20 protein-coding genes and 1 pseudogene are annotated in these 22,210 nt (G+C 33.4%); 8 read left to right on the top strand and 13 right to left on the bottom strand.

What is annotated here, in order from left to right; all coding sequences use genetic code 11:
* Window positions 1-36 precede the first annotated feature (36 nt).
* The 3 genes from leuB to leuD all read left to right on the top strand — a co-directional run bounded on the left by leuB (window position 37) and on the right by leuD (window position 3,215).
* On the top strand, window positions 37-1,116 hold the full coding sequence (leuB, locus tag ACGH49_RS02310; RefSeq protein WP_411588093.1) for a 3-isopropylmalate dehydrogenase: 1,080 nt from the start codon (window positions 37-39) through the stop codon (window positions 1,114-1,116).
* Between the two features lie 82 nt (window positions 1,117-1,198).
* A complete protein-coding gene (leuC, locus tag ACGH49_RS02315) occupies window positions 1,199-2,599 on the top strand; it encodes a 3-isopropylmalate dehydratase large subunit (RefSeq protein ID WP_411588095.1) in 1,401 nt (466 codons plus the stop codon).
* A gap of 13 nt (window positions 2,600-2,612) precedes the next feature.
* Window positions 2,613-3,215: a 3-isopropylmalate dehydratase small subunit gene (gene leuD / locus ACGH49_RS02320; RefSeq protein ID WP_411588097.1), complete on the top strand. Its 603-nt coding sequence runs from the start codon at window positions 2,613-2,615 to the stop codon at window positions 3,213-3,215.
* A 72-nt stretch (window positions 3,216-3,287) separates the two neighbouring features.
* Here the strand turns inward: leuD and ACGH49_RS02325 are convergent, their stop codons facing one another.
* From ACGH49_RS02325 to yccX, 5 genes are all read right to left on the bottom strand, one after another.
* Window positions 3,288-4,703 carry an RNA polymerase factor sigma-54 gene (locus ACGH49_RS02325; protein ID WP_411588176.1) on the bottom strand — a complete coding sequence of 472 codons (1,416 nt, stop codon included), beginning with the start codon at window positions 4,701-4,703 and terminating at the stop codon, window positions 3,288-3,290.
* The gene (gene lptB / locus ACGH49_RS02330) at window positions 4,703-5,428 is read right to left on the bottom strand and encodes an LPS export ABC transporter ATP-binding protein (protein ID WP_411588098.1); all 726 of its coding nucleotides are present in this window, start codon (window positions 5,426-5,428) and stop codon (window positions 4,703-4,705) included. Before lptB ends, ACGH49_RS02325 begins: the two co-directional genes overlap by 1 nt.
* Window positions 5,429-5,983: a lipopolysaccharide transport periplasmic protein LptA gene (gene lptA / locus ACGH49_RS02335; RefSeq protein WP_411588100.1), complete on the bottom strand. Its 555-nt coding sequence runs from the start codon at window positions 5,981-5,983 to the stop codon at window positions 5,429-5,431.
* Between the two features lie 3 nt (window positions 5,984-5,986).
* Complete coding sequence (lptC, locus tag ACGH49_RS02340; protein WP_411588102.1) at window positions 5,987-6,550, bottom strand: LPS export ABC transporter periplasmic protein LptC; 564 nt, start codon at window positions 6,548-6,550, stop codon at window positions 5,987-5,989.
* Between the two features lie 80 nt (window positions 6,551-6,630).
* Window positions 6,631-6,909, bottom strand: coding sequence for an acylphosphatase (gene yccX, locus ACGH49_RS02345; RefSeq protein WP_141674044.1), 279 nt, complete (start codon window positions 6,907-6,909; stop codon window positions 6,631-6,633).
* Window positions 6,910-7,401: 492 nt separating this feature from the next.
* Here yccX and ACGH49_RS02350 point away from each other — a divergent pair.
* Window positions 7,402-7,758: pseudogene (locus ACGH49_RS02350) on the top strand (CHAP domain-containing protein); the annotation flags it as partial.
* A 90-nt stretch (window positions 7,759-7,848) separates the two neighbouring features.
* On the opposite strand, the gene ACGH49_RS02355 reads toward ACGH49_RS02350, so the two are convergent.
* From ACGH49_RS02355 to manD, 5 genes are all read right to left on the bottom strand, one after another.
* A complete protein-coding gene (locus tag ACGH49_RS02355; protein ID WP_411588103.1) occupies window positions 7,849-8,532 on the bottom strand; it encodes a GntR family transcriptional regulator in 684 nt (227 codons plus the stop codon).
* 194 nt (window positions 8,533-8,726) lie between these two features.
* A complete protein-coding gene (locus ACGH49_RS02360; RefSeq protein WP_411588104.1) occupies window positions 8,727-10,208 on the bottom strand; it encodes a mannitol dehydrogenase family protein in 1,482 nt (493 codons plus the stop codon).
* A gap of 23 nt (window positions 10,209-10,231) precedes the next feature.
* A complete protein-coding gene (locus ACGH49_RS02365; protein ID WP_411588105.1) occupies window positions 10,232-11,563 on the bottom strand; it encodes an MFS transporter in 1,332 nt (443 codons plus the stop codon).
* Window positions 11,564-11,626: 63 nt separating this feature from the next.
* Window positions 11,627-12,643: a Zn-dependent oxidoreductase gene (locus ACGH49_RS02370; protein WP_411588106.1), complete on the bottom strand. Its 1,017-nt coding sequence runs from the start codon at window positions 12,641-12,643 to the stop codon at window positions 11,627-11,629.
* A 15-nt stretch (window positions 12,644-12,658) separates the two neighbouring features.
* The gene (manD, locus tag ACGH49_RS02375) at window positions 12,659-13,873 is read right to left on the bottom strand and encodes a D-mannonate dehydratase ManD (RefSeq protein ID WP_065607791.1); all 1,215 of its coding nucleotides are present in this window, start codon (window positions 13,871-13,873) and stop codon (window positions 12,659-12,661) included.
* Window positions 13,874-14,167: 294 nt separating this feature from the next.
* Here manD and ACGH49_RS02380 point away from each other — a divergent pair, with 294 nt between their 5' ends.
* Both ACGH49_RS02380 and pabB read left to right on the top strand, forming a co-directional pair.
* A complete protein-coding gene (locus ACGH49_RS02380) occupies window positions 14,168-14,737 on the top strand; it encodes an anthranilate synthase component II (RefSeq protein WP_411588107.1) in 570 nt (189 codons plus the stop codon).
* Window positions 14,738-14,744: 7 nt separating this feature from the next.
* Window positions 14,745-16,502, top strand: a complete 1,758-nt coding sequence (pabB, locus tag ACGH49_RS02385; RefSeq protein ID WP_065607842.1) for an aminodeoxychorismate synthase component I — start codon at window positions 14,745-14,747, stop codon at window positions 16,500-16,502.
* A 44-nt stretch (window positions 16,503-16,546) separates the two neighbouring features.
* Here the strand turns inward: pabB and ACGH49_RS02390 are convergent, their stop codons facing one another.
* The 3 genes from ACGH49_RS02390 to ACGH49_RS02400 are packed head-to-tail and all read right to left on the bottom strand — an operon-like array spanning window position 16,547 to window position 20,028.
* On the bottom strand, window positions 16,547-17,134 hold the full coding sequence (locus ACGH49_RS02390) for a membrane integrity-associated transporter subunit PqiC (RefSeq protein ID WP_081298064.1): 588 nt from the start codon (window positions 17,132-17,134) through the stop codon (window positions 16,547-16,549).
* Window positions 17,131-18,768 carry an intermembrane transport protein PqiB gene (gene pqiB, locus ACGH49_RS02395; protein ID WP_065607787.1) on the bottom strand — a complete coding sequence of 546 codons (1,638 nt, stop codon included), beginning with the start codon at window positions 18,766-18,768 and terminating at the stop codon, window positions 17,131-17,133. The genes ACGH49_RS02390 and pqiB overlap by 4 nt, the downstream gene beginning before the upstream one ends.
* A gap of 15 nt (window positions 18,769-18,783) precedes the next feature.
* Window positions 18,784-20,028, bottom strand: a complete 1,245-nt coding sequence (locus tag ACGH49_RS02400; RefSeq protein WP_411588109.1) for a PqiA/YebS family transporter subunit — start codon at window positions 20,026-20,028, stop codon at window positions 18,784-18,786.
* A 513-nt stretch (window positions 20,029-20,541) separates the two neighbouring features.
* Here ACGH49_RS02400 and recA point away from each other — a divergent pair.
* Both recA and ACGH49_RS02410 read left to right on the top strand, forming a co-directional pair.
* The gene (gene recA, locus ACGH49_RS02405; RefSeq protein WP_065607782.1) at window positions 20,542-21,588 is read left to right on the top strand and encodes a recombinase RecA; all 1,047 of its coding nucleotides are present in this window, start codon (window positions 20,542-20,544) and stop codon (window positions 21,586-21,588) included.
* Complete coding sequence (locus ACGH49_RS02410) at window positions 21,581-22,087, top strand: regulatory protein RecX (RefSeq protein WP_411588110.1); 507 nt, start codon at window positions 21,581-21,583, stop codon at window positions 22,085-22,087. Before recA ends, ACGH49_RS02410 begins: the two co-directional genes overlap by 8 nt.
* Window positions 22,088-22,210: the final 123 nt, after the last annotated feature.

Consider the following 22,210-nt stretch of genomic DNA (forward strand, 5'->3'; position numbering starts at 1 on the left):
ACATGAAAATTAATTTAGATTGTAAAGGAATAAAAAATGTCACAAAACTACCATATTGCAGTACTTCCCGGCGACGGTATTGGCCCTGAAGTAATGAGACAAGCCTATAAAGTATTAGAGGTTATCCGCCAAAAATATCAGCTTTCAATCACAACTAGCGAGTATGATGTTGGGGGGGCTGCGATTGATATTCATGGTTGCCCATTACCTAATGAAACACTTGAAGGATGTGAAAAAGCTGACGCTATTTTATTTGGTTCAGTGGGTGGTCCTAAATGGTCTAATTTACCACCTGAAAAGCAACCTGAACGTGGTGCGTTATTGCCACTACGTAAACACTTCAAATTATTTGCTAATATGCGCCCTGCTCGTTTGTATCAAGGCTTAGAAGATCTTTGCCCATTACGCACCGATATTGCAGAGCGTGGATTTGATATTTTATGTATGCGCGAATTAACTGGCGGTATTTATTTTGGATTACCTAAAGGACGTGAAGGTAGTGGTGCTCAAGAAAAAGCATTTGATACTGAAGTTTATCATCGTTTTGAGATAGAGCGTATTGCAAAAATGGGGTTTGAAGCCGCACGCTTACGTCGCAAAAAAGTAACTTCAATTGATAAAGCCAACGTATTACAAACTTCAATTTTGTGGCGTGAGGTGGTTAATGAAGTAGCTAAAAACTATCCTGATATCGAACTTGAGCATATGTATATCGATAATGCCACAATGCAACTTGTTAAAGATCCATCTCAATTCGATGTTATTTTATGCTCAAATTTATTTGGAGATATATTATCCGATGAATGTGCCATGATAACTGGTTCAATGGGGATGTTGCCTTCTGCTAGTCTTAATGAACAAGGCTTTGGCTTATATGAACCTGCTGGTGGTAGCGCACCTGACATTGCTGGTAAAAATATTGCTAATCCTGCAGCACAAATTTTGTCATTAGCTTTGTTAGTCCGTTATAGCTTTAAACGTGATAATATTGCCTCAGCTATCGAAACAGCAGTAAATAAAGCATTAGAGCAAGGCTATCGTACTATCGATCTTGCACAAAAAGAACAACCCGTTTCAACTGATGAAATGGGAGATATTATTTGTAAACTAATTTAAGCACATTGTTTAATGATAACTGAAAATAATGTGATAAAACTAAGTCTTTAGTACTTGTTGTAAAAATAATAAGGAATATGCAATGTCAAAAACACTGTATCAAAAATTATATGATGCACATGTCGTTTACGAAGCGCCAAACGAGACGCCTATTTTATATATCGATCGCCATTTAGTGCATGAAGTAACTTCACCACAAGCGTTTGATGGTTTACGAGCTATGAACCGTAAAGTACGTCAACCACACAAAACATTTGCAACAATGGATCATAACACTTCAACAAAAAGTAATGATCTTAGCGCATGTAGTGAAATGGCTCGCATTCAGCTAACTGAGCTGGCAAAAAACGCCAAAGAGTTTGGGATTTCGTTATATGATTTGCAAAGCCCATTACGTGGTATTGTCCATGTAGTCGGCCCTGAGCAAGGTATGACTTTACCGGGTATGACTATTGTGTGTGGTGATTCACACACTGCTACACATGGTGCATTTGGTGCATTAGCTTTTGGTATTGGTACTTCCGAAGTTGAGCATGTGCTAGCAACTCAAACCTTAAAACAAGGTCGAGCTAAGACCATGAAAATTGAAGTTAAAGGGCAAGTCGCTGAAGGCATTACGGCCAAGGACATTATATTAGCTATTATTGGTAAAACCACTAGCGCTGGCGGTACAGGTCATGTAGTTGAATTTTGTGGTGATGCTATTAAATCATTATCAATGGAAGGACGCATGACATTATGTAATATGGCAATTGAAATGGGAGCAAAAGCTGGCATTATTGCGCCAGATGAAGTGACTTTTGAGTACTTAAAAGGTCGTCAATTTTCACCAAAAGGTGAAGACTTCGACAAAGCGGTTGCTTATTGGAAAACGCTAAAAACCGACGAAGGTGCACATTTTGATACAGTTGTGACGTTAGAAGGAAAAGATATCGCACCACAAGTCACTTGGGGAACGAATCCTGGTCAAGTAACTTCAATTGATGCAACAGTACCGAATCCTAATGATTTTGCTGATCCTATTGAAAAACACTCTGCAGAGCGTGCATTAACTTATATGGGATTAACCGCTGGCACCAAAATGACTGATATTAAGATCAATAAAGTGTTTATTGGTTCTTGTACAAACTCACGTATAGAAGATTTACGAGCTGCTGCGCAAATTGCTAAAGGCCGTAAAGTGGCTGAAGGTGTACAAGCATTAGTTGTACCCGGTTCAGGACCAGTGAAAGAACAAGCTGAAGCCGAAGGATTAGATAAGATTTTTATTGATGCAGGATTTGAATGGCGCTTACCGGGTTGCTCTATGTGTCTTGCAATGAACGATGATAAATTAGCACCGGGAGATCGCTGTGCATCAACTAGCAACCGTAATTTTGAAGGTCGCCAAGGACGTGATGCTAGAACACATTTAGTTAGTCCTGCTATGGCAGCAGCCGCAGCTATTACTGGTCATTTTACAGATATTCGCAAACCATTTTAAGGAGAGACTTGTCATGGCAAAATTTACAAAACATACTGGGCTAGTCGTTCCTTTGGATGCGGCTAATGTTGATACAGATGCAATCATTCCAAAACAGTTTTTACAGAAAGTAACACGCACTGGATTTGGTAAACATGCCTTTCATGAATGGCGCTTTTTAGATGATGCTGGCGAGCAGCCTAACCCTGAATTTGTCTTGAATAAACCCCGCTATAAAGGTGCTAGCATTTTATTAACACGTGAAAATTTTGGTTGCGGTTCTTCTCGTGAACATGCTCCATGGGCACTTGCTGATTATGGATTTAAAACCATTATTGGTTCAAGTTTTGCCGATATTTTTTACAATAACTCATTTAACAATCAATTATTATTGGTTAATTTATCCGAAGAAGATATCGATGAGCTATTTAAAATTGTCGAAGCTAATGAAGGCATTGAATTTACCATCGATTTAGTTAATGAAGTGGTCATTGCCGGCGATAAGCAATATTCATTTAAAATTGATGCTTTTAAACGTCATTGCTTGTTAAATGGGTTAGATAATATTGGCTTAACCCTACAACATGAAGATGCAATTAGCGACTTTGAACATAAAACTCCAAGCTTTTTAGCTTAATTTTATTAAAGGGCGCAAATTGCGCCCATGATTAAAATAAGAGATATATATCCAAAAAATTTGAATTCAAATTTAAAGCTGTTTTCGTTGACTTGATGGTGGAATTGATAAGGCTTCACGGTATTTTGCTACGGTGCGACGTGCAATAATAATGCCTTGTTCTTCAAGCATCGAAACTAATTTACTATCACTTAATGGCTTTTTACTATTTTCTGCCGATATATATTTTTTAATTAATGCTTGGATAGCTGTAGATGAAACCTCACCACCTGAATCATTATTAACATGACTTGAGAAAAAGAATTTAAGTTCATAAATTCCGCTTGGACAATGCAGATATTTTTGAGTTGTTACACGAGAAATGGTCGATTCATGCATATCAATTGCCGTTGCAACATCAGACAAAATCATTGGTTTCATGTATTCAGTACCATGTTCAAAAAAAGCTTGCTGATGCTCAACAATAAATTGGCTGACTTTTAATAAGGTTTCGTTACGGTTTTCGATGCTTTTAATAAACCAATTAGCTTCTTGCACATGAGATCTAATATATTGCCCATCACTTTCATTTGCTAATTTTGCCATATCAGCGTATTGCTGGTTAATACGTAAAGCTGGAACTGTATCGCTATTTAAATACACAACCCATTTTCCTTGTACCTTTTTTACCATGACATCAGGTATGACATAGTCTGGAGAAGCAGTATTAACCAAATCGCCGGGATAAGGTTGTAAACGTTGTATAAAATCAACAGCCTCTTTTAACTGTTCATCTGTTGTATTTAACACTTTTTTTAAGTTTCTATAATCGCGTATGGCTAATAAGTCTAAATAATTATCAATAATTTGTTTAACTAATGGTGGAGTGTCTAAATGTTGAATTTGAATAGACAAACACTCTTGCAACGATCTGGCACCAACACCGATAGGATCAAAATTCCATATTCGTTTCAATACTGCTTCAACTTCGGCAATTTCAACTTCATCATTACCTTGCTCTTCAAGTATTTCTTCTGTTGAAACTGTTAAATAGCCTCTCTCATCTATAGCTTCAATAATAGATACCGCTATCGCCCTATCTGTATCGCTAAAGGGTGTTAGTTCAAGTTGCCATTCCAGATAATCATGTAATGTTTCGTGAGTTTCACCTTGATAGATAAGCAATTCATCATTACGATAATCTGAGTTAGTTCCAGATGGAGTTCCTGCACTATAAATATCATCTAAAGATGCATCCAGTGGAATATCATCGGGAATCTCTTTGCTATCTAAAGCCTCACGCGTATCAATATTTTCTGTTTCATCGTTTTGTTTAACGTTCACTTCGTCATATTGATCATCAACTTCAAGTAATGGATTGTTTTCAAGCGCAGTTTGTATTTCTTGTTGGAGTTCTAAAGTTGACAACTGTAGTAATTTAATCGCCAATTGTAATTGCGGCGTCATGGATAATTGTTGAGAGACTTTCAGTTGTAAACTGGTTTTCATCATAATCTGAACTCGTTTCCTAAGTAAACGCGTTTAACATATTCGTTACTTAAGATGTCACTAGGTGAACCTTCAGCAATTAAATGTCCTTTATTAACAATGTAAGCACGTTCGCAAACATCTAACGTTTCACGTACATTGTGATCGGTTATTAATACACCCAACCCTCGATCGCGTAGATGCTTAATAATATTTTTGATATCTATCACCGAAATTGGATCAACCCCAGCAAAGGGTTCATCAAGTAAAATAAATTTAGGATTAGCAGCTAACGCTCTTGCTATTTCTACTCGACGTCTTTCTCCACCTGATAGAGATTGTCCTATGCTGTCACGAATATGAGAAATATGGAACTCTTCAAGTAATTCTTCGGCACGATCGATTTTCTCATTTTTATCAATATCTTTGCGCGTTTCTAAAATTGCCATAATGTTATCTATAACAGACAATTTTCTAAAAATAGACGCTTCTTGTGGTAAATAGCCAATACCTTTTTGAGCTCGCTCATGTAAAGGTAAGATACTGATATCATGATCATCAAGGTAAATTTTACCTGCATTTAATGTCACTATACCAACAACCATATAAAAAGTAGTGGTTTTACCCGCACCATTAGGGCCCAATAATCCAACAATTTCGCCAGAGTTGACGGTTAAACTCACATCTTCAACAACTCGTCTTTTTTTGTATACTTTGGCCAGATTTTCCGCTTTTAAAATTGACATTTATTTATTCATCCCTTTAACTTGGTTTGGGATAATAGTGCTTTTTACTCGCATATTCTTGCCAGGATTGGCTAAAATTTGCTGTTTTTTAACATCGTATGTAATCAGATCACTAACAATATGATTGTCTTGTTGAAATAATTCAGCATAACCTCGTAAAATAACATTATTTTGTTTTACATTGTAAATAACTTGTGAAGAATGACCCGTCACAACTTTATTGTTTTCTGATAAAATTTGCTTATAATTCACAGGATTACCATAGGCTGTAATTTTTTGCTTATTTGTGTCTTGTGTGTCGGTGATAACCACTTTATCAGCTTTTATTGTTAATCCTTCTTGGATAATAACAACATTGCCAATAAATGTAATTGTGTTATTTTCAATATCAATTTTTTGATTATCTGCATCTATCCTAATGGGTTTATTATTAGCAAACATTCTATGTTCTTCTTTAGAGTCTTTAGATTGCAAAGTAGGTTCATTAGCGAAACTACTTAAAGAGATTGGTAGCAATAAAATTAATGAAAAAACAACTTGTTTTAGCGAATTCATGTTTTATTTCACCTCTGTGTTATAATATGTTTTTACATTTTCAAGTATATTAGCCGTTTTGGTGTGTAAATTACCCGCCAAACCAATACCAGTTGAATAAAACCCCACCCCATTAATGATGACAGGATCTTTTGATTTAACTAATTGTGAAGTTAAATCTATCACTGCATTATCAGTTTTTACTTGTTTTAATTGGGTTTCTTGTGTCAAATTATCTAATTGAACATCATTATAAAGATAAATAAGTTTATCTTTTGTCAACGTCGCTGTCTTTGCTTTAATATGCCATATAGCTGAATGGTTCTGATCATAAAACGTAAAATTGGGCAAATCAAATTCAGTATTATCTGAATCATCAAAATGCCTAACATTACTGGACTCAATTTTATAAATAAGATCCCCAGATAAATCGTAAATATCTGTTAACATTTCATCACTTTGATAAATCGGCTTATCTGATATATTTGGGGTAGATTGTTCTACCGCCTCATCTCCTTTTTGATAATTATAATAAACACCGATAACAACAATGAGAAGTAAAAAACTGATTAGATTTTTTTTATTCATAACTTACGTTTTTCACATTAATTAGAAATTATTATTTCGAATGCCAAAATTTTAATTATTCTACTTTATTTTTCATTAAATTAATATCGAACATTAAAAGAAGTTAAATCGTTTTGTGGCAATAATTCAAAAATATTAACACGTGAAATACGCGACGAAGCAGGACCTCCATTTTCAATCCATTTTATCAATTTTCTTATTTGTAAGCTATCACCTTGAGCAATAATCTCAACACTTCCATTATCTAAATTTCGAACATAACCGACTAAACTCAGTTTTTGTGCTTGCTGATAAGTAAAAAAACGAAATCCTACACCTTGCACACGGCCACCAACATTTATTTTAATTTTTTTAATCATCCTTCAACCTCATTTTATTATTATTTTAAATATATTTTTAGCTTAATGATGAAATACTAATTTAGATTATAAATGCGGAATAAAATTTCTTATCATAGTTAAATAATTTATTAAAAAATAAATACTATTTAATGAATAGATACTAAACGTCTAGTTTTATATTAGATTTATTAATAATCTTACTATTATTAAGTTTTTACTTATCGACTAAATTTTATTTTTTAATATATTAAACAATTATAAATAATTAAAACGAAAAAAATAAAAATGTTATTAAAATATAGAAAAAGGCTGTTCTTTATTTGGCTATTGTCAGTATTAAGCTACTATATACTTGATTCATATTCTTTTACCAATATTGAAATTGATACACAAAAAATTAGCAGAGTCACTGATGAATTTAATAGTGTAAATGTCTATTATAATGGTAGCATCTATAATGTATAGTGGAAAAAACATTACTTAAATCAAAAACATTAATGTGTTGAATTTAACAAATGCTCTTATTATCAGCGCTTCAATCATAAAATACTAGATAGTTATGGTCATGCTAAAAATTACTTCGATGAATCAATTCCTGATGGTCAACTTAATCCTAAACGTAATTTATTACAATTTCATAATGGTTCACCAACTAAACCACAAGTTGAAGATATTATTGTTTTTGGTTGGTCAAGATATGGTCATATTGCCATTATTAGCAAAGTTAGCGATAACAAAATTGAAATTATTCAACAAAATCCTGGTCCCAACAAAAGCAGTCGTGCAACTTATACATTAATTTTTAATAAGAGATTATGGAAAATAGATAGTTTCCGTATTTTAGGTTATTTACGTAAAAATAAATAATTGCCTGCACCAGAGTAAACTACAACAAAAAAACAAATGGCATAATTACAGAAAATATTCAAAATAATAATTCAGATATTTAATCAAAGATTAATCAACAAACCATTCATTCTTCTGTTTTGATACTATTTTTATAGTCTCCAAAATAGCCGATAAATGTTCATGTTGAGCTATTGCTGCAAGATCTGGATCATGATTTTTTAAAGCTATCAGAATTTTTTCATGCTGTTTAACAAGATCTTCGGGAGGCGAAATTTCTTCTAATGAAAGAAATCTTACGCGATCCATCATAGCTTTAATATTTTCAACCATTTCCCATGCCATTTGGCAGTCTATTACGTTCATTAAAATTTGGTGGAATTCATCATCTTTTTCTAGAAAATATTGAATATTTTTATGTTTATTGGCCTCTTTTTGTTCATCAATATTTTTTTGCAGTAATAAAATATCTGAATTATTAATTTTTAATGCGGTTTGTCTAATAATTGCACATTCAACTGCATCTCGAATAAATTGCCCATCAATAACTTTTTTAATCGATATTTTTGTGACAAATGTTCCTCTTTGCGGCAAAATTTGGACAAGCCCCGCTTCGGCTAACTTAATAAAAGCTTCTCTGACTGGTTGCCTTGAGACATTAAATTGGCTAGAAATCTCTTTTTCTGAAAGTAAAACACCAGGCAATACTTGACAAGTAATAATCGCTTTTCTTAATTTACGGTAAATTTGTTGATTAACGGGTTCTGAAATATTTAAGTCGGCAGATTTAAACATATATCATCTTAGATAAAAATTAAATTATGAAGAATAGTAGGGGATTTTTAAATATAAGAAAAGTTTTTTTGATAAATGACTATCAATATAAAAAGCTTATTTGATCTAAATAGAAGTAAAGGTGAAAAATGTAACGCCCTTGTGGATAATTACACTTTGCTTTTATTAATTATGTTAGTTTTGTTAATAATGCTTTAAGAAATTTTTTCTAACTGTTTTACTGACTGTTTAGCACCAATATCCCGCAAAGACAAATAAGCTTTAGTCACCTGCTCAACAAAATATTGATTGTTAGGTAGATCATCACCAAATACATGTGATAATAACAATAACGATTTTACTCGTTCTTGATTATCTTGACTATTTGCTACTAGTTCTTTCAGCTTATCGGCAATTGGGTCACTTACCTCAATCTTCCCACCCGCATCATCAGTCCCACTTACATACCGCATCCAAGCTGCAATACCTAAAGCTAAACAATCAAATGGTGTGTTATTTGCTAAATGAAAACGGACTGAATCAAGCATACGTTGAGATAATTTTAAGGTGCCATCCATGGCTATTTGCCAAGTACGATGTTTTAAACCTGTATTACGATAACGATCAAACAACGAATCAGCATAAGCCTGTAAATCAACGCCTTTCACTCGTAGTGTACTTGCTTGTTCATTTATCATCAAATGCCTTGCAGCTTTAACATAAAAAGGATCTTGCATACATTCATCTATATGTAAATATCCAGCTAAATAGCCTAAATAAGCTAAAAATGAGTGACTACCATTTAACATACGTAGCTTCATCTCTTCATAAGGCAAGACATCACTAACAAGTTCAGCGCCAGCTTTTTGCCAATCAGGCCGGCCAGCAACAAAGTTATCTTCAATAACCCATTGCTTAAAGGGTTCGCCAGCAATACCTGCAGGATCTTCGATTCCTCCCAGTTGTTTTTGAATTTTTTCCATCGTTTCTGGTGTCACTGCTGGTACTATTCGATCAACCATTGTTGAAGGAAATGTTACATTTTGTTCTATCCAATTAGCCAAATTTGGATCGCGCAGTTTCGCTAACGCCAAAACGACATTCCGCGTTACATGACCATTTTCTGGCATATTATCACAAGACATAACTGTAAACGGTTTTAAACCTTTTTCTTTACGTAAATATAATGCTTCAACAATCACACCAGGGACAGTTTTTGGCTTAGTTGGATTTTCAATATCGTGTTTAATTAGTGTATTATTGGTATCAATTGATGCCGTTGCAGGTAAATAGCAATAACCTTTTTCGGTAACAGTGATTGACACAATAGCAATTTCAGGGCGTGTCATAACTTCTAGTATTTTGACAATACCATCTATATCGGCATGTAATGCTTCTTTAGCAACACCAACAACTTGAGTTGACCAATTGTCATAAGCCATTTCACAAACACTAAATAAGCAATCTTGCTGTTTTAAATCCTCAATTTGCTTTTCACCGCCGATTAAATTGACTTCACAATATCCCCAATCACTACCATATTTAGCCGCTAAGATATCAGTAAAAACTGCCTGATGAGCACGATGAAAGGCACCAAGACCAAGATGGACAATTTTAGTTTTAAGCTTATTTCTATCATAGTTTGGTACAACTACCTCTTTAGGTAGTTGTGATAAAGTTTTAGTTGATAGTTTCATTATTTTTCCTTCAAAATTTTAAATTATAATGCGGCATCATTTAAATCAGATAAATCACGGTCTTTAACTTCCGGCATAAAAATCGCTGATATCAAACCAATACAAGAATAAACAATGATCATAACAACAATTGGCCACCAATCGTTGACAATATTACAGAAAATTCCGGCTAATAAAGGACCAAACCCGACTGCAATAAGACCTCCAGCTTCTTTAGATATTGCCATTTGAGTAAAGCGATTACGAGCACCAAACATTTCAGCCATTGTAATATTTTCTAGTGCAAATAGCCCTAGTACGGCAATATTATGAATAATAATAAAACATAACATTATAGTGCTAACGGAATGACTTTTATCAACAACAATAGATAGCATTGGATAAGCAAGAATAATTGAAGAAACAGTCAAAATAATATATGGAATTCGTCGCCCAATTTTATCCGATAACCATCCTAAAAAAGGAATAGTGATAAATCCTACAATCGAACTAATCATTAAAGCATCTGTGGGTATACCTTTTTCGAATAATAAAGCCTGCACTAAATAACCTGCTAAAAAAGTTTGAATTAATCCTGAATTTCCTGCCTGTCCGAAACGTAAACCAGTTGCTAGCCAAAATGATTTACTTTTTATCATTTCAACTAATGAAATGTGTTTGATTGGTTGGATATTTACATCATTAACACCATCAAATACAGGGCTTTCTTTTAAGTTCATTCTAAGCCATATGGCAAAGATCATAACGATCGCACTTACAAGAAAAGGTACTCTCCATCCCCATGCAATTAACTGTTGTTTATCTAACAAAAAAAACGTAATTGCCCAAATTGCAGTAGCACTCAATGTACCGCAATTAGTGCCCATTGCAACTAATGAAGAAATGGTTCCTCTTTTTCCTATAGGAGCATATTCTGCAAGCATAGTGCCTGCCCCTGAAATTTCAGCACCAGCGCCCAATCCTTGTACTATACGTAAGAGAACCAACATTAAAGGAGCTAAAATACCTACTTGAGCATAAGTTGGTAGTACACCAATTAGTGTTGTACAAATACCCATCATAGTAATTGTAATAAATAATACTTTCTTTCTACCAATTGCATCGCCCATTCGTCCAAAGATAAAAGCACCAACAATTCGGGCAATGTATCCTGCCCCATAGGTTCCCATAGCTAAAATTAATGCCATAATTGCCGATTGTTCAGGAAAAAATATTTCACGAAATACTAGTGCTGCACCTAAAGAATATAACTGAAAATCCATAAATTCTAATGCTGTTCCAAGCCATCCAGAAACAGCGGCTTTAACTAAATCTGAAGCATTTCTTTCACATTTAATCTTTCCTATGTTATTCATATTTTACTCGCCTTATAATTTTATATATAAAAAGATCATCAATAAAAATGTATTTAAAAATTTCTAACTAATAGTGAGTAACACCTTGCAACACAGTTTTTGATCTTTTTCAAAAGTTTCTATCGCTTGAATGACTTGTATATAATCGAATTGATGTGTAATTAACTTTTGTGGGTCAATTAATTTTTTCTTAAGCCAATCAATTACAACTGGAAATTTATTAGCATTTAATCGAGATGAAAAAATAGATAATTCTTTACTTGTAATACATTGCTGAGTTATCTGACAGGCATCACCTGAGAATCCCATAATCAAGATTCTTGCTGCTGGTGATGCAATACTAATTGCTTCTTGCAAAATGGAGGGATGACAGGCTGCATCTATAATAACTGTCGGTTTAATACTAAGCTTATCCAGCTCATCTTTTAAAAATAAAGAAGTGTTGTTTATTACTCTGTCAGCACCACTAATTTTTGCCATATCTAAACGTTCTTCAATTCGATCAACAACAATGACCTCTTTAACGTTATAAACTCCTTTTAACGCTTGTACTGAAGTTTGTCCCATTGGGCCTGCGCCGTAAATTAGTGCAATATCATTTTCAGTTGGTTTTAAATGGCTGGTTGCATTCGCTGCGATAGTAAATGGCTCAATCATCACTGCAAATTTATCACTAATTTCATCTGGGATAACATAAGCATTTTTACTTGGAACTACTGCGTACTGACTAAATCCACCATCTCGATGAACACCTAATACAATTAGAGATGTACAAACATTAGGACGGCCTACTAAACAAGAATAGCACTGCCCACAACTAATAACGGGATCGACGGATACTCTTTCTCCAATTCTAGATCTATCAACCCCTTCACCAACTTCATCAATCACACCAAAAAATTCATGACCAATAACCCTTGGATATTTAACAAATGGGTTATGCCCACGGTATATATGGCTATCTGAACCACAAATACCTGCTAATTTTACTTTTACTCTTACTTCCCCCTTTGCAGGCTGAGGAACTTTTCGTTCCTCAATTACCAATTCATTAGTTTTTTTGATTACAATACTTTTCATATAACCTCCTATAATTTACCAATTCCACAACGTACCATCTTCTAAACGAGCAACAGGTAAATAAGCTGGGTTGTAGGGATATTTTTCAGCAAGTTTTTCGTCAAAATCGATACCTAGTCCTGGTTTGTCACTTGGGTGCATGTAACCATCTGTAAAGGTCCAATTTGGTGAAAAGACTTCTAGCATTTGCTGTGAATACCCCATAAATTCTTGCACACCAAAATTAGGTACCCACATATCGAAATGTAGTGCTGCAGCATGGCAAATTGGAGATAAATCAGATGGTCCGTGAGATCCTGTTCTCACTTGATAAAGAGCAGAAAAATCAGCAATACGGCGCATATGGGTAATACCACCTGCATGAGTAATTGTGGTTCGTATATAATCAATTAATTGCTCTTGAATCAGTTGTTTGCAATCCCAAATGCTATTGAACACTTCACCGACTGCAATTGGTGTGACAGTATGTTGACGAATTAAACGGAAACATTCTTGATTTTCAGCAGGTGTTGGATCTTCCATCCAAAATAGACGATAATCTTCTATGCTTTTCCCAAAACGAGCGGCTTCGATAGGTGTTAGGCGATGATGCATGTCATGCAGTAAATGCTCATTAAAACCAAATTTACTTCGTACTGCATCAAACAATTTAGGCATAAAATCAAGATACTTCTCGGTTGCCCAATATTGTTCTTCAGGATAATTCCCTCTTGTTGCAGGTTCATAAGCAAGGTTTTTCCCTTTACTTTGACCATAGGTTGTCTTCATGCTAGGGATACCACATTGTACGCGAATTGCTTTAAACCCCATTTCCTTATGTTTAGCGTAATCATCTAATGCTTCATCAATACTTGAACCAGTCGTATGACAATACACCATGACCCCTGTTCGTGATGCACCACCTAGTAGCTGGTAAAGTGGCATATTAGCCAATTTTCCTTTGATATCCCAAAGTGCCATATCTATGGACGAAATGGCTGACATGGTAACTGGGCCACGGCGCCAATACGCACCTTTATAGAAATATTGAAAGATATCTTCAATTTGATGAGGATCTCGCCCTATAAGTTGCGGGCAAAGATGATCTTTAAGATAGGATGCTACAGCTAATTCTCGACCATTAAGTGTTGCATCTCCAACACCATAAACACCTTCATCGGTAGTTATTTTTAATGTAACAAAATTCCGCCCCGGACTACATACAAATACTTCTGCTTTTAAAATTTTCATTTAAAACCTCTTTTGTAAATTTAAGCATGATAAAAATAACGACATAAATACTACCATACAAGTAGAGTTGCATGTCTTTGTGAGATTTATCACAGAGAAAGAGAATTTTTGTTAAAAAGTTTCAGGTAATACTATGTTTCAGTATAAAAAAGGAAATAAAAAGATAGCAAACTGGCAATCATATCTGTTTTTAACTGTATTAACGGTATAATGACTCTGGGTATGACTGGAATTTGGCTGTTATAAATGCCAATGGTTTAAAAACAATACGCTATGTAATTAATGGACTCTATTTTGATATTATTAATAGATAATTATGATTCTTTTACTTTCAATATTCACAATTATTTGTGTCAAGTTGGCGCAGAAATTAAAGTGATTAAAAATGACGAAATGACAATTGAACAAATAAAAGAGCTTAGCTTTTCTAAGATTATCATTTCACCTGGTCCGGGATCCCCTACCGATGCTGGAATATCACTTGCAACTATTGCCGAATTTAGTCATATTTGCCCAATATTGGGAGTTTGTTTAGGGCACCAAGCGATTGCTCAATATTATGGTTATAAGATCATCAAAGCACCAACACCTATGCATGGAAAAGTCGATGAAATAACGCACGATGGTCAAGGCGTGTTTAAAGGGATCAAAAACCCACTTTCTGTGGTTCGTTATCATTCATTAATTGCTTGTGATAAGCTTTTACCAAAAGACTCTCAATTAATCGTAACAGCAAGAAACAATCAAGGATTGATTATGGGATTACGTCACAAAAAGTTACCCATCGAGTCAGTCCAATTTCACCCTGAAGCAATTAAAACCGAATTTGGTTTACAAATGATTGATAATTTTGTCCATGAGTAATACTAGAATGAAAATTCATATCGACTTTGAAGATCAACATAAATATTTTTGCAACCCTATCGCCATTTTAAAGTCTGATGATTATTCAACAATCAAACAACAATTTGATTCAATCGAAAAATTCACACAACAAGGCTATTATGCGGTTGGATATCTCGCTTATGAAAGCGCAATGGGGTTCAATAGTGAAAATAAAACAAAACAGAATTATGATTTGCCGCTATTGATATTTGGTATTTTTGATAAATTTTCTATCATTGAGCAAAAACATGTAGAAATAAGTGATTACACTCCACCAACTTTTGATTTGATAAGCGATACATCAATTGAGGAATATAATCAAAAAATTAACTTTATTCGATCTCAAATTGAATCAGGCAATACTTATCAAACCAACTATACAATTCAATTTACTACTTCATTTAATGAAAGTGCTATTAATTATTACCACTTTCTACAAAAGAACAATCAAGCCGATTATTGCGCTTATATTGAGTTTGACGATTATTGTATTTTATCAATTTCGCCAGAATTATTTTTTAAGTTAGAAAATAAAATTATTACAACAAAACCAATGAAAGGAACAACTGCGCGCGGTTTAAATAATCACCAAGATAAACAACAATTAGAATTATTATTCTCTGAAAAAAACCAAGCTGAAAATATGATGATTGTTGATTTATTACGTAATGATTTAAGTCGGGTTGCAAAGGCAGGATCAGTTACAGTTCCTAAATTATTTTCAGCCGAAAAATATCCAACCGTTTGGCAATTGACTTCTATGATTCAAGGTGAATTGAAAGAACATGTTAATTTATATCATATTTTTCAAGCACTATTTCCTTGTGGATCAATAACTGGAGCGCCTAAAACCAGTACAATGCAAATTATTGCAGATATTGAAAACTCACCACGTGGAGTTTACTGCGGGACAATTGGTTATATTGAACCATATATGAACAAAGCTATATTCAATATCCCAATTCGGACTTTAACCATACACAATCAACAAATGCATTATGGTGTTGGCGGAGGGATCACTTGGGATTCAACCTCACAAGAGGAATATAATGAGATTTTAGCTAAAACAGCAATTTTAACTCGCACCACCTCTTCTCCCAAATATGTCATTGAATCATTATTGCTTGAAAAAGGACAATTTTTCTTATTGGAAGAACATTTAAGGAGACTTTCTCAATCAGCTGATTATTTTGATTTTAACTATGATATCAATGCAATTAAGTTGCAACTTATTAAGTTAGCAAATGCAACTAATAAAAATATTGGGAATATCTATAAAGTCAGAATTTTACTGCAAAAAAATGGGCTATATACCATTAGCGAGAATATAATTAACTCGCCAATGGAGATCAATGAAATCGCATTTGCAAAGCAGTGTGTTCATAACCAAAATGTATATTTGTATCATAAAACGTCTAATCGGGAGCATTTTCCTAATTTAATTACAGGAAAGGAATATATTAATTTTAACCAACACAATGAAATAACTGAATTTGTTAACGGTAACCTCGCATTGCTGATTAATGATCAATGGATTACCCCTAAAAAAGAATCGGGGTTACTAGCTGGCACCATGAGGCAATTTTATTTAGATCACAATCAATTGTTAGAAAAAACGATTTTAAAAGATGACCTTTTAAAAGCCGATAAAATCGCATTTATCAATAGTGTTCGTAAATGGGTAGAAATTGATGACAAGGTTTTTAGTCAGTTCAAACGATCATTAAGATCAATTACTGTTTAAATTCAAATATTCCGCCAACATTATGGCGGAATATTATTATGACATTAAAGTTTTATTGAGTTTGCAAAGTCTAGTTCTTCATCCTGCCAACCTTTAGATAGCGCGTTAACTAAAGCATCATATCCATTACTTGCTAAAGGAACATGGCGTTCAAATGGTTTGCTTTCAATATTATTTTTACTATCAGTAACAACCCATCGTCCTTTAATCACCGCATCACCAGTATAGCTTCCATGAAACCCATCAATAAATAACTTAACCGTCAATGTTGGCGTTGTAATTGATCTGCTAGAGACTAAATAATTTGGTAACATGACCGTTAAATCTTGCGTCAATCGTTCTTGCAATTGCTGAGATAGTGTTGAAGCCCATAAATGATGCATTGCTGTTTCATATTTGATATTATCAGTTTGTAATACAATACCTGGTTTATTTAAAAAACTCACCACATCTACCGACTCAATCCAAATAAAATATTTGGTAGTTTTTATTTTTTGCGATACTGGACTCTGTAAATTACTAGTTAGTTGAAAATAGCTTTTACTTGGGTTGTTAGCTGAACAACCGACTAATATAGCAAGTAATGGCATAAATATGACTGTAAGTAGCTTTTTATATATTTTGTTCATCATTTTTTACCTTTTGCTTTAGGCTCTTGATCTTTCTTCGCTGGAGCAGAAAAAATCAGTGCATTGCTCTTATCATTAAGAGTATTAAGTAATGGCGTTAATTCATCCATCATCTGTTGCACTTTTTGTAAACTCTCTTTCATTTGGGTATTGAGTTCAGAACCAGGTTGTAATTCTTTCATTGTTTCATTTAATGATCGTAATGTCTTTTGCAGATCTTTTGGTATATTTTGCATCTCTTTACTTGCCATAATACGATTTAATGATTTCATTAATCCTTCACTCGAAGCTAATGATTGATTAAATTGTGATAGTGTGTTGTTAAGTGGCAAATTATTAAAATTGTCAAGTAACTGCATAATTTTTGCCTGAATTTGTGCAATCCCTGTCGAAGTCGCCTCAATTGTATCGTAACCAAACTGCTTCGCTAGTTGAGGATCATACTTATTTTTTAACTCAGGATAAAAATCAAGATCTATATATAACGCACCAGTGAACATATTTGAAGTTTTTAATGACGCTCTTAACCCATTTTTTTGTTCTTTCATTATCAAAGCGGCAATATCGATTTTCTCATCAACTAATTCAGATAAACGATCAGGCTCTATCCTAATTAATATCGGCACCCTTTTATTTAAAATTGATGATTTTTCTAACATTTCAGCGGTATAAAATGGTACTTTAAATACTGTTCCTAATCTAATACCATGATATTCAACTGGTACTCCCTCTGTTAACCCTGAGATAGAATCTGAAAGCATAATAAGAAATTCTTTATATTCAGTATACTGTGAATCTTGGATAGATTTTTTATCTTCATATAATGTATAAACTGCATTTTGCTCAGCAGGTGCACCTAATTTGGAGCCTTCAGGTAAATCAAAACTAATTCCTCCAGACATTAATACATCCAGAGAAGGAACATCTAGACTTGCCCCTCGAGATGAAAGAGTTAAATTGATACCCCCTTCTTTCCAAAATCGTACGTTTTGTGTTACTAACACATCATAAGGTTTAGTAATAAAAATTTGATATTTCATCTTACGCGATTCAACATCAAATTCCGAAGTCTCCACATTGCCTACGCGATAGCCATGAAACATAATAGCTGCCCCTCGAGGAATTACACCATTTTGCTCACTTTCTAAATTCAGGCGAATTCCTTTGATACTAGGATCGGACAACGGAGGCGTATCAAAAAGCGCAAAAGGCTTGTTTTGAAAACCGTGAGTATCGTTTCCAGCGGCCAATTCTATATAGATACCGGATAAAATAGTACCTAATCCCGTTACTCCATCACGACCAATTTCTGGCTTAACAACCCAAAAAATCGAATCATTTTTCAGTAACGGCTCCATATCATTATAAATACGGCCTTTTATAACCACTTGCTGGTAGTCATCAGATAACGTCACTTCATCGACTATACCAATATCAACACTGCGATTTTTAATTACCGTTTTACCTGCAACAATGCCACTTGCATCTTTTGCTAGTAATGTGAACGAAGTACCTCTATAAGCATAATGAGAGTAGATTATCCAAAGACCAACAATTGCAGTAACAATAGGAATAATCCATATTGCTGAAATAGCTCTAATTTTAATTATTTTTGCCAATTTACTTGATGTAGCCATATTGTTCCCATTAAACTATTTTTTATTTTGCGGACGATCCCAAATTAAACGAGGATCAAATTTTTGTGATGCAATCATTGTGATAATAACGACAGTTGCAAAAAATGTAACACCAATATCTGGATAAACCCCCATCATTTGCTGATTTCTCACTAAAGAACAAACAACAGAAACAACAAATATATCTATCATTGACCATTTACCAATAAACTCAACTGCAGTATATAATTTTTTCATTTTTAAGCAATTATTCTTATTTTTCCGTTTTACTGCTAATGCAAAATAACAAAGCCAACTTAGTGAAATAATTTTTAAAATTGGTATAACGACACTAGCGAGAAAAATAACAAGAGCTACAGGTACATCACCTGCTTGCCACATATAAATAACTCCATCCATGATATTTGAAGTTGATGCCACCCCCAAAACAACAGTTATCATAATTCCAAACAAATTAGCTGGAATGTAAAGAATTAATGAAGTAATTAATAAAGCTATAGTCCATTGTATTTTATCACGATCTCTAATTTTACTTTTTTGTTTACATCTAGGGCATTTTTTATAATTTATGGGTAATATAGCCTGACAACAATTACATAATTTTAGATTTTGGCTAATTCCTGTTTTTCCAACTTTCAATGAATTAACAGCAAAGTTATTACGATGAATTTCGTTCCAAATTACTTCAGGAGAGAAAATAACTAAAGATTTTATATAAAAAAAGACAAATAGACAAAATGCCCAAAACGTACCAGTGACCCCAATACTGCCATAACTCATTAATTTAACAAAACTGACCAAAACACCAGTAAGAAAGATTTCCGGCATACACCAATGTTGAAATTTTTCATAAACAATAAGTAGATCGCGTTTGCGATATTTTGTTAATTGAATTCTGGAGCAAAGCAGGACGGTAATTAACAAATTAAATATAGGAAAAAGCAAAACAAATAAAATAAAAAGCGCTGAAACATAGCTATATTTATCTAAATAAAGGGTTTTAGGAATATCTAATGCACTAACACCAATGTAATTTCCTACAATTCGGATATCAATAAAGACAAAGCCGCAGGCGACAATAATCATAATTAATGAACAAGTAGCATACATAGCAGCTCTAAACTTCATATTGCTACCATTTTTAGCTAATGTAGTATTACAGCGCGGGCAAACAGCTTTATGCCCTACTGTTATATCAGCTAATTCTATGACCAAATCACAGTGTGAGCATAAAACATAATGTTGTTTATCAATGGCCATTATTTTCCTTTATTTCGAAATATTTTTGAATCTGTATAAATATTTTAGATTAGCATTACATTTAAATGTAAAACTAATGCATTATTATTAAATAATCTTTTGAAGAACAAATATTTTAATGAATAAAAGTTGGTTGTGTCTGATTCAAAACCAATCATATCAAATGATTTTTTTTTATGAAAGTATTACTAAATTAAATTGGCGAATTTTAATTATTATTAAATATAAAAGAAAACAATCTTTATCAAATACATTATTCTTTCATTATTAGCTTAAATTTGATAAAAATTTATAGTTATAAAATTAACAGAATAAACCAATAAATTTAATCTTGAATATTGATATTTTATCACCATTTGTTAGTTTCAGTTATTACATCAAATAAATTATCCATAAAAATTTGTGAAGTAATTTCCATAATTAACTAAATAATTGTTGTGTATAAAAAAACTTGATACTGTATAACAATACAGTATAATGATTATCAATCTTAACTTCTTGGAATTTTACAATATGAACGAAAATAAACAACGCGCACTTTCCGCTGCATTAAGTCAAATAGAAAAACAATTTGGTAAAGGTTCAATTATGCGTTTAGGAGATACCCAAACGTTAGATGTGGATGCTGTATCTACAGGTTCTTTAGGACTTGATATTGCACTAGGTATCGGCGGTTTACCAATGGGTCGTATTGTTGAAATTTTTGGACCAGAATCATCTGGTAAAACAACACTTACCTTATCTGTCATAGCACAAGCTCAAAAAGAAGGTAAAACTTGTGCATTTATTGACGCTGAACATGCACTTGATCCAATTTATGCTGCTAAACTAGGCGTTCAGGTTGACGACTTATTAGTTTCTCAACCTGATACTGGAGAACAAGCTCTTGAAATTTGTGATGCATTGGTTCGTTCTGGTGCTGTTGATGTTATCATTGTCGACTCAGTAGCTGCATTAACACCAAAAGCTGAAATTGAAGGTGAAATGGGCGATTCTCATATGGGATTACAAGCTCGCTTAATGTCACAAGCCTTACGTAAACTAACTGCGAATATAAAAAATGCAAATTGTTTAGTTGTATTTATTAACCAAATTCGTATGAAAATTGGTGTTATGTTTGGTAGTCCAGAAACAACAACTGGCGGTAATGCACTAAAATTCTATGCTTCTGTTCGCCTTGATATTCGTCGTACAGGATCTGTTAAAGAAGGCGAAGATGTTATTGGTAATGATACTCGAGTTAAAGTAGTTAAAAATAAAGTTGCAGCACCTTTTAGACAAGCAGAATTCCAGATTCTTTATGGTTGTGGTATTTCCAAAGAAGGCGAATTGATTGACTTAGGGGTTAAACATAAATTAGTCGATAAAGCTGGTGCATGGTATAGCTACAATGGCGAAAAAGTTGGGCAAGGTAAAGCTAATTCAATTAAGTTTTTACAAGAACATCCTGAAATCGCAAAAGGACTCGAAACAAAACTACGTGATTTATTACTAAATAGCCCAGCAGATTTTACAGCACCTGAAGACGATATTTCATTAGAGAATGACAGCCTTGAATAATGAAAAAAAACTCAATAAATCAATCTTAAATAAAGCTGTGCAATTACTTGCACAGCGCGATCACTCTTCATATGAACTAAGCAAAAAAATGATATGCTTTTTTGCAAAAAAGCAACAAAGTACAGAAGAAGAATATCATGACCAATTGACTAAACTAAAAACTGAAATACAAGATGTGATTGAATATTGTATTAATCAAAATTGGATAAATGACACCCACTATATTGAAAAATATATTGTTATTCGTGCCAATAAAGGTTACGGAAAATATAAAATTGCAATGGAACTTAAACAACGGGGCTTATCTATTGACTTAAGTCGTCAACTATTGCAAACATCTAATATCAACTGGGAAAACCTTGCATATAAACAATTATTAAAAAAGTCAAAACAAATCAAACCTGAAAATAACAATAAAAAACAAAAAGTTGTTAATTTTTTAATTGCTAGAGGTTATACACAAGATGATATTAAAGCTGCTTACGATTTGTTGACTTAAATAATTATAATATCTAGAATACAAAATATATAATTTAAAGCCTATTACAAATAAAGCTCATTAATTCTTTTTTATTTTATCCCTATTTACTTGTAATATTAGTTAGCACCACTCCAATTTAGG

Source organism: Gilliamella sp. BG7 (assembly GCF_046635565.1).
Lineage (GTDB): Bacteria > Pseudomonadota > Gammaproteobacteria > Enterobacterales > Orbaceae > Gilliamella > Gilliamella apicola_P.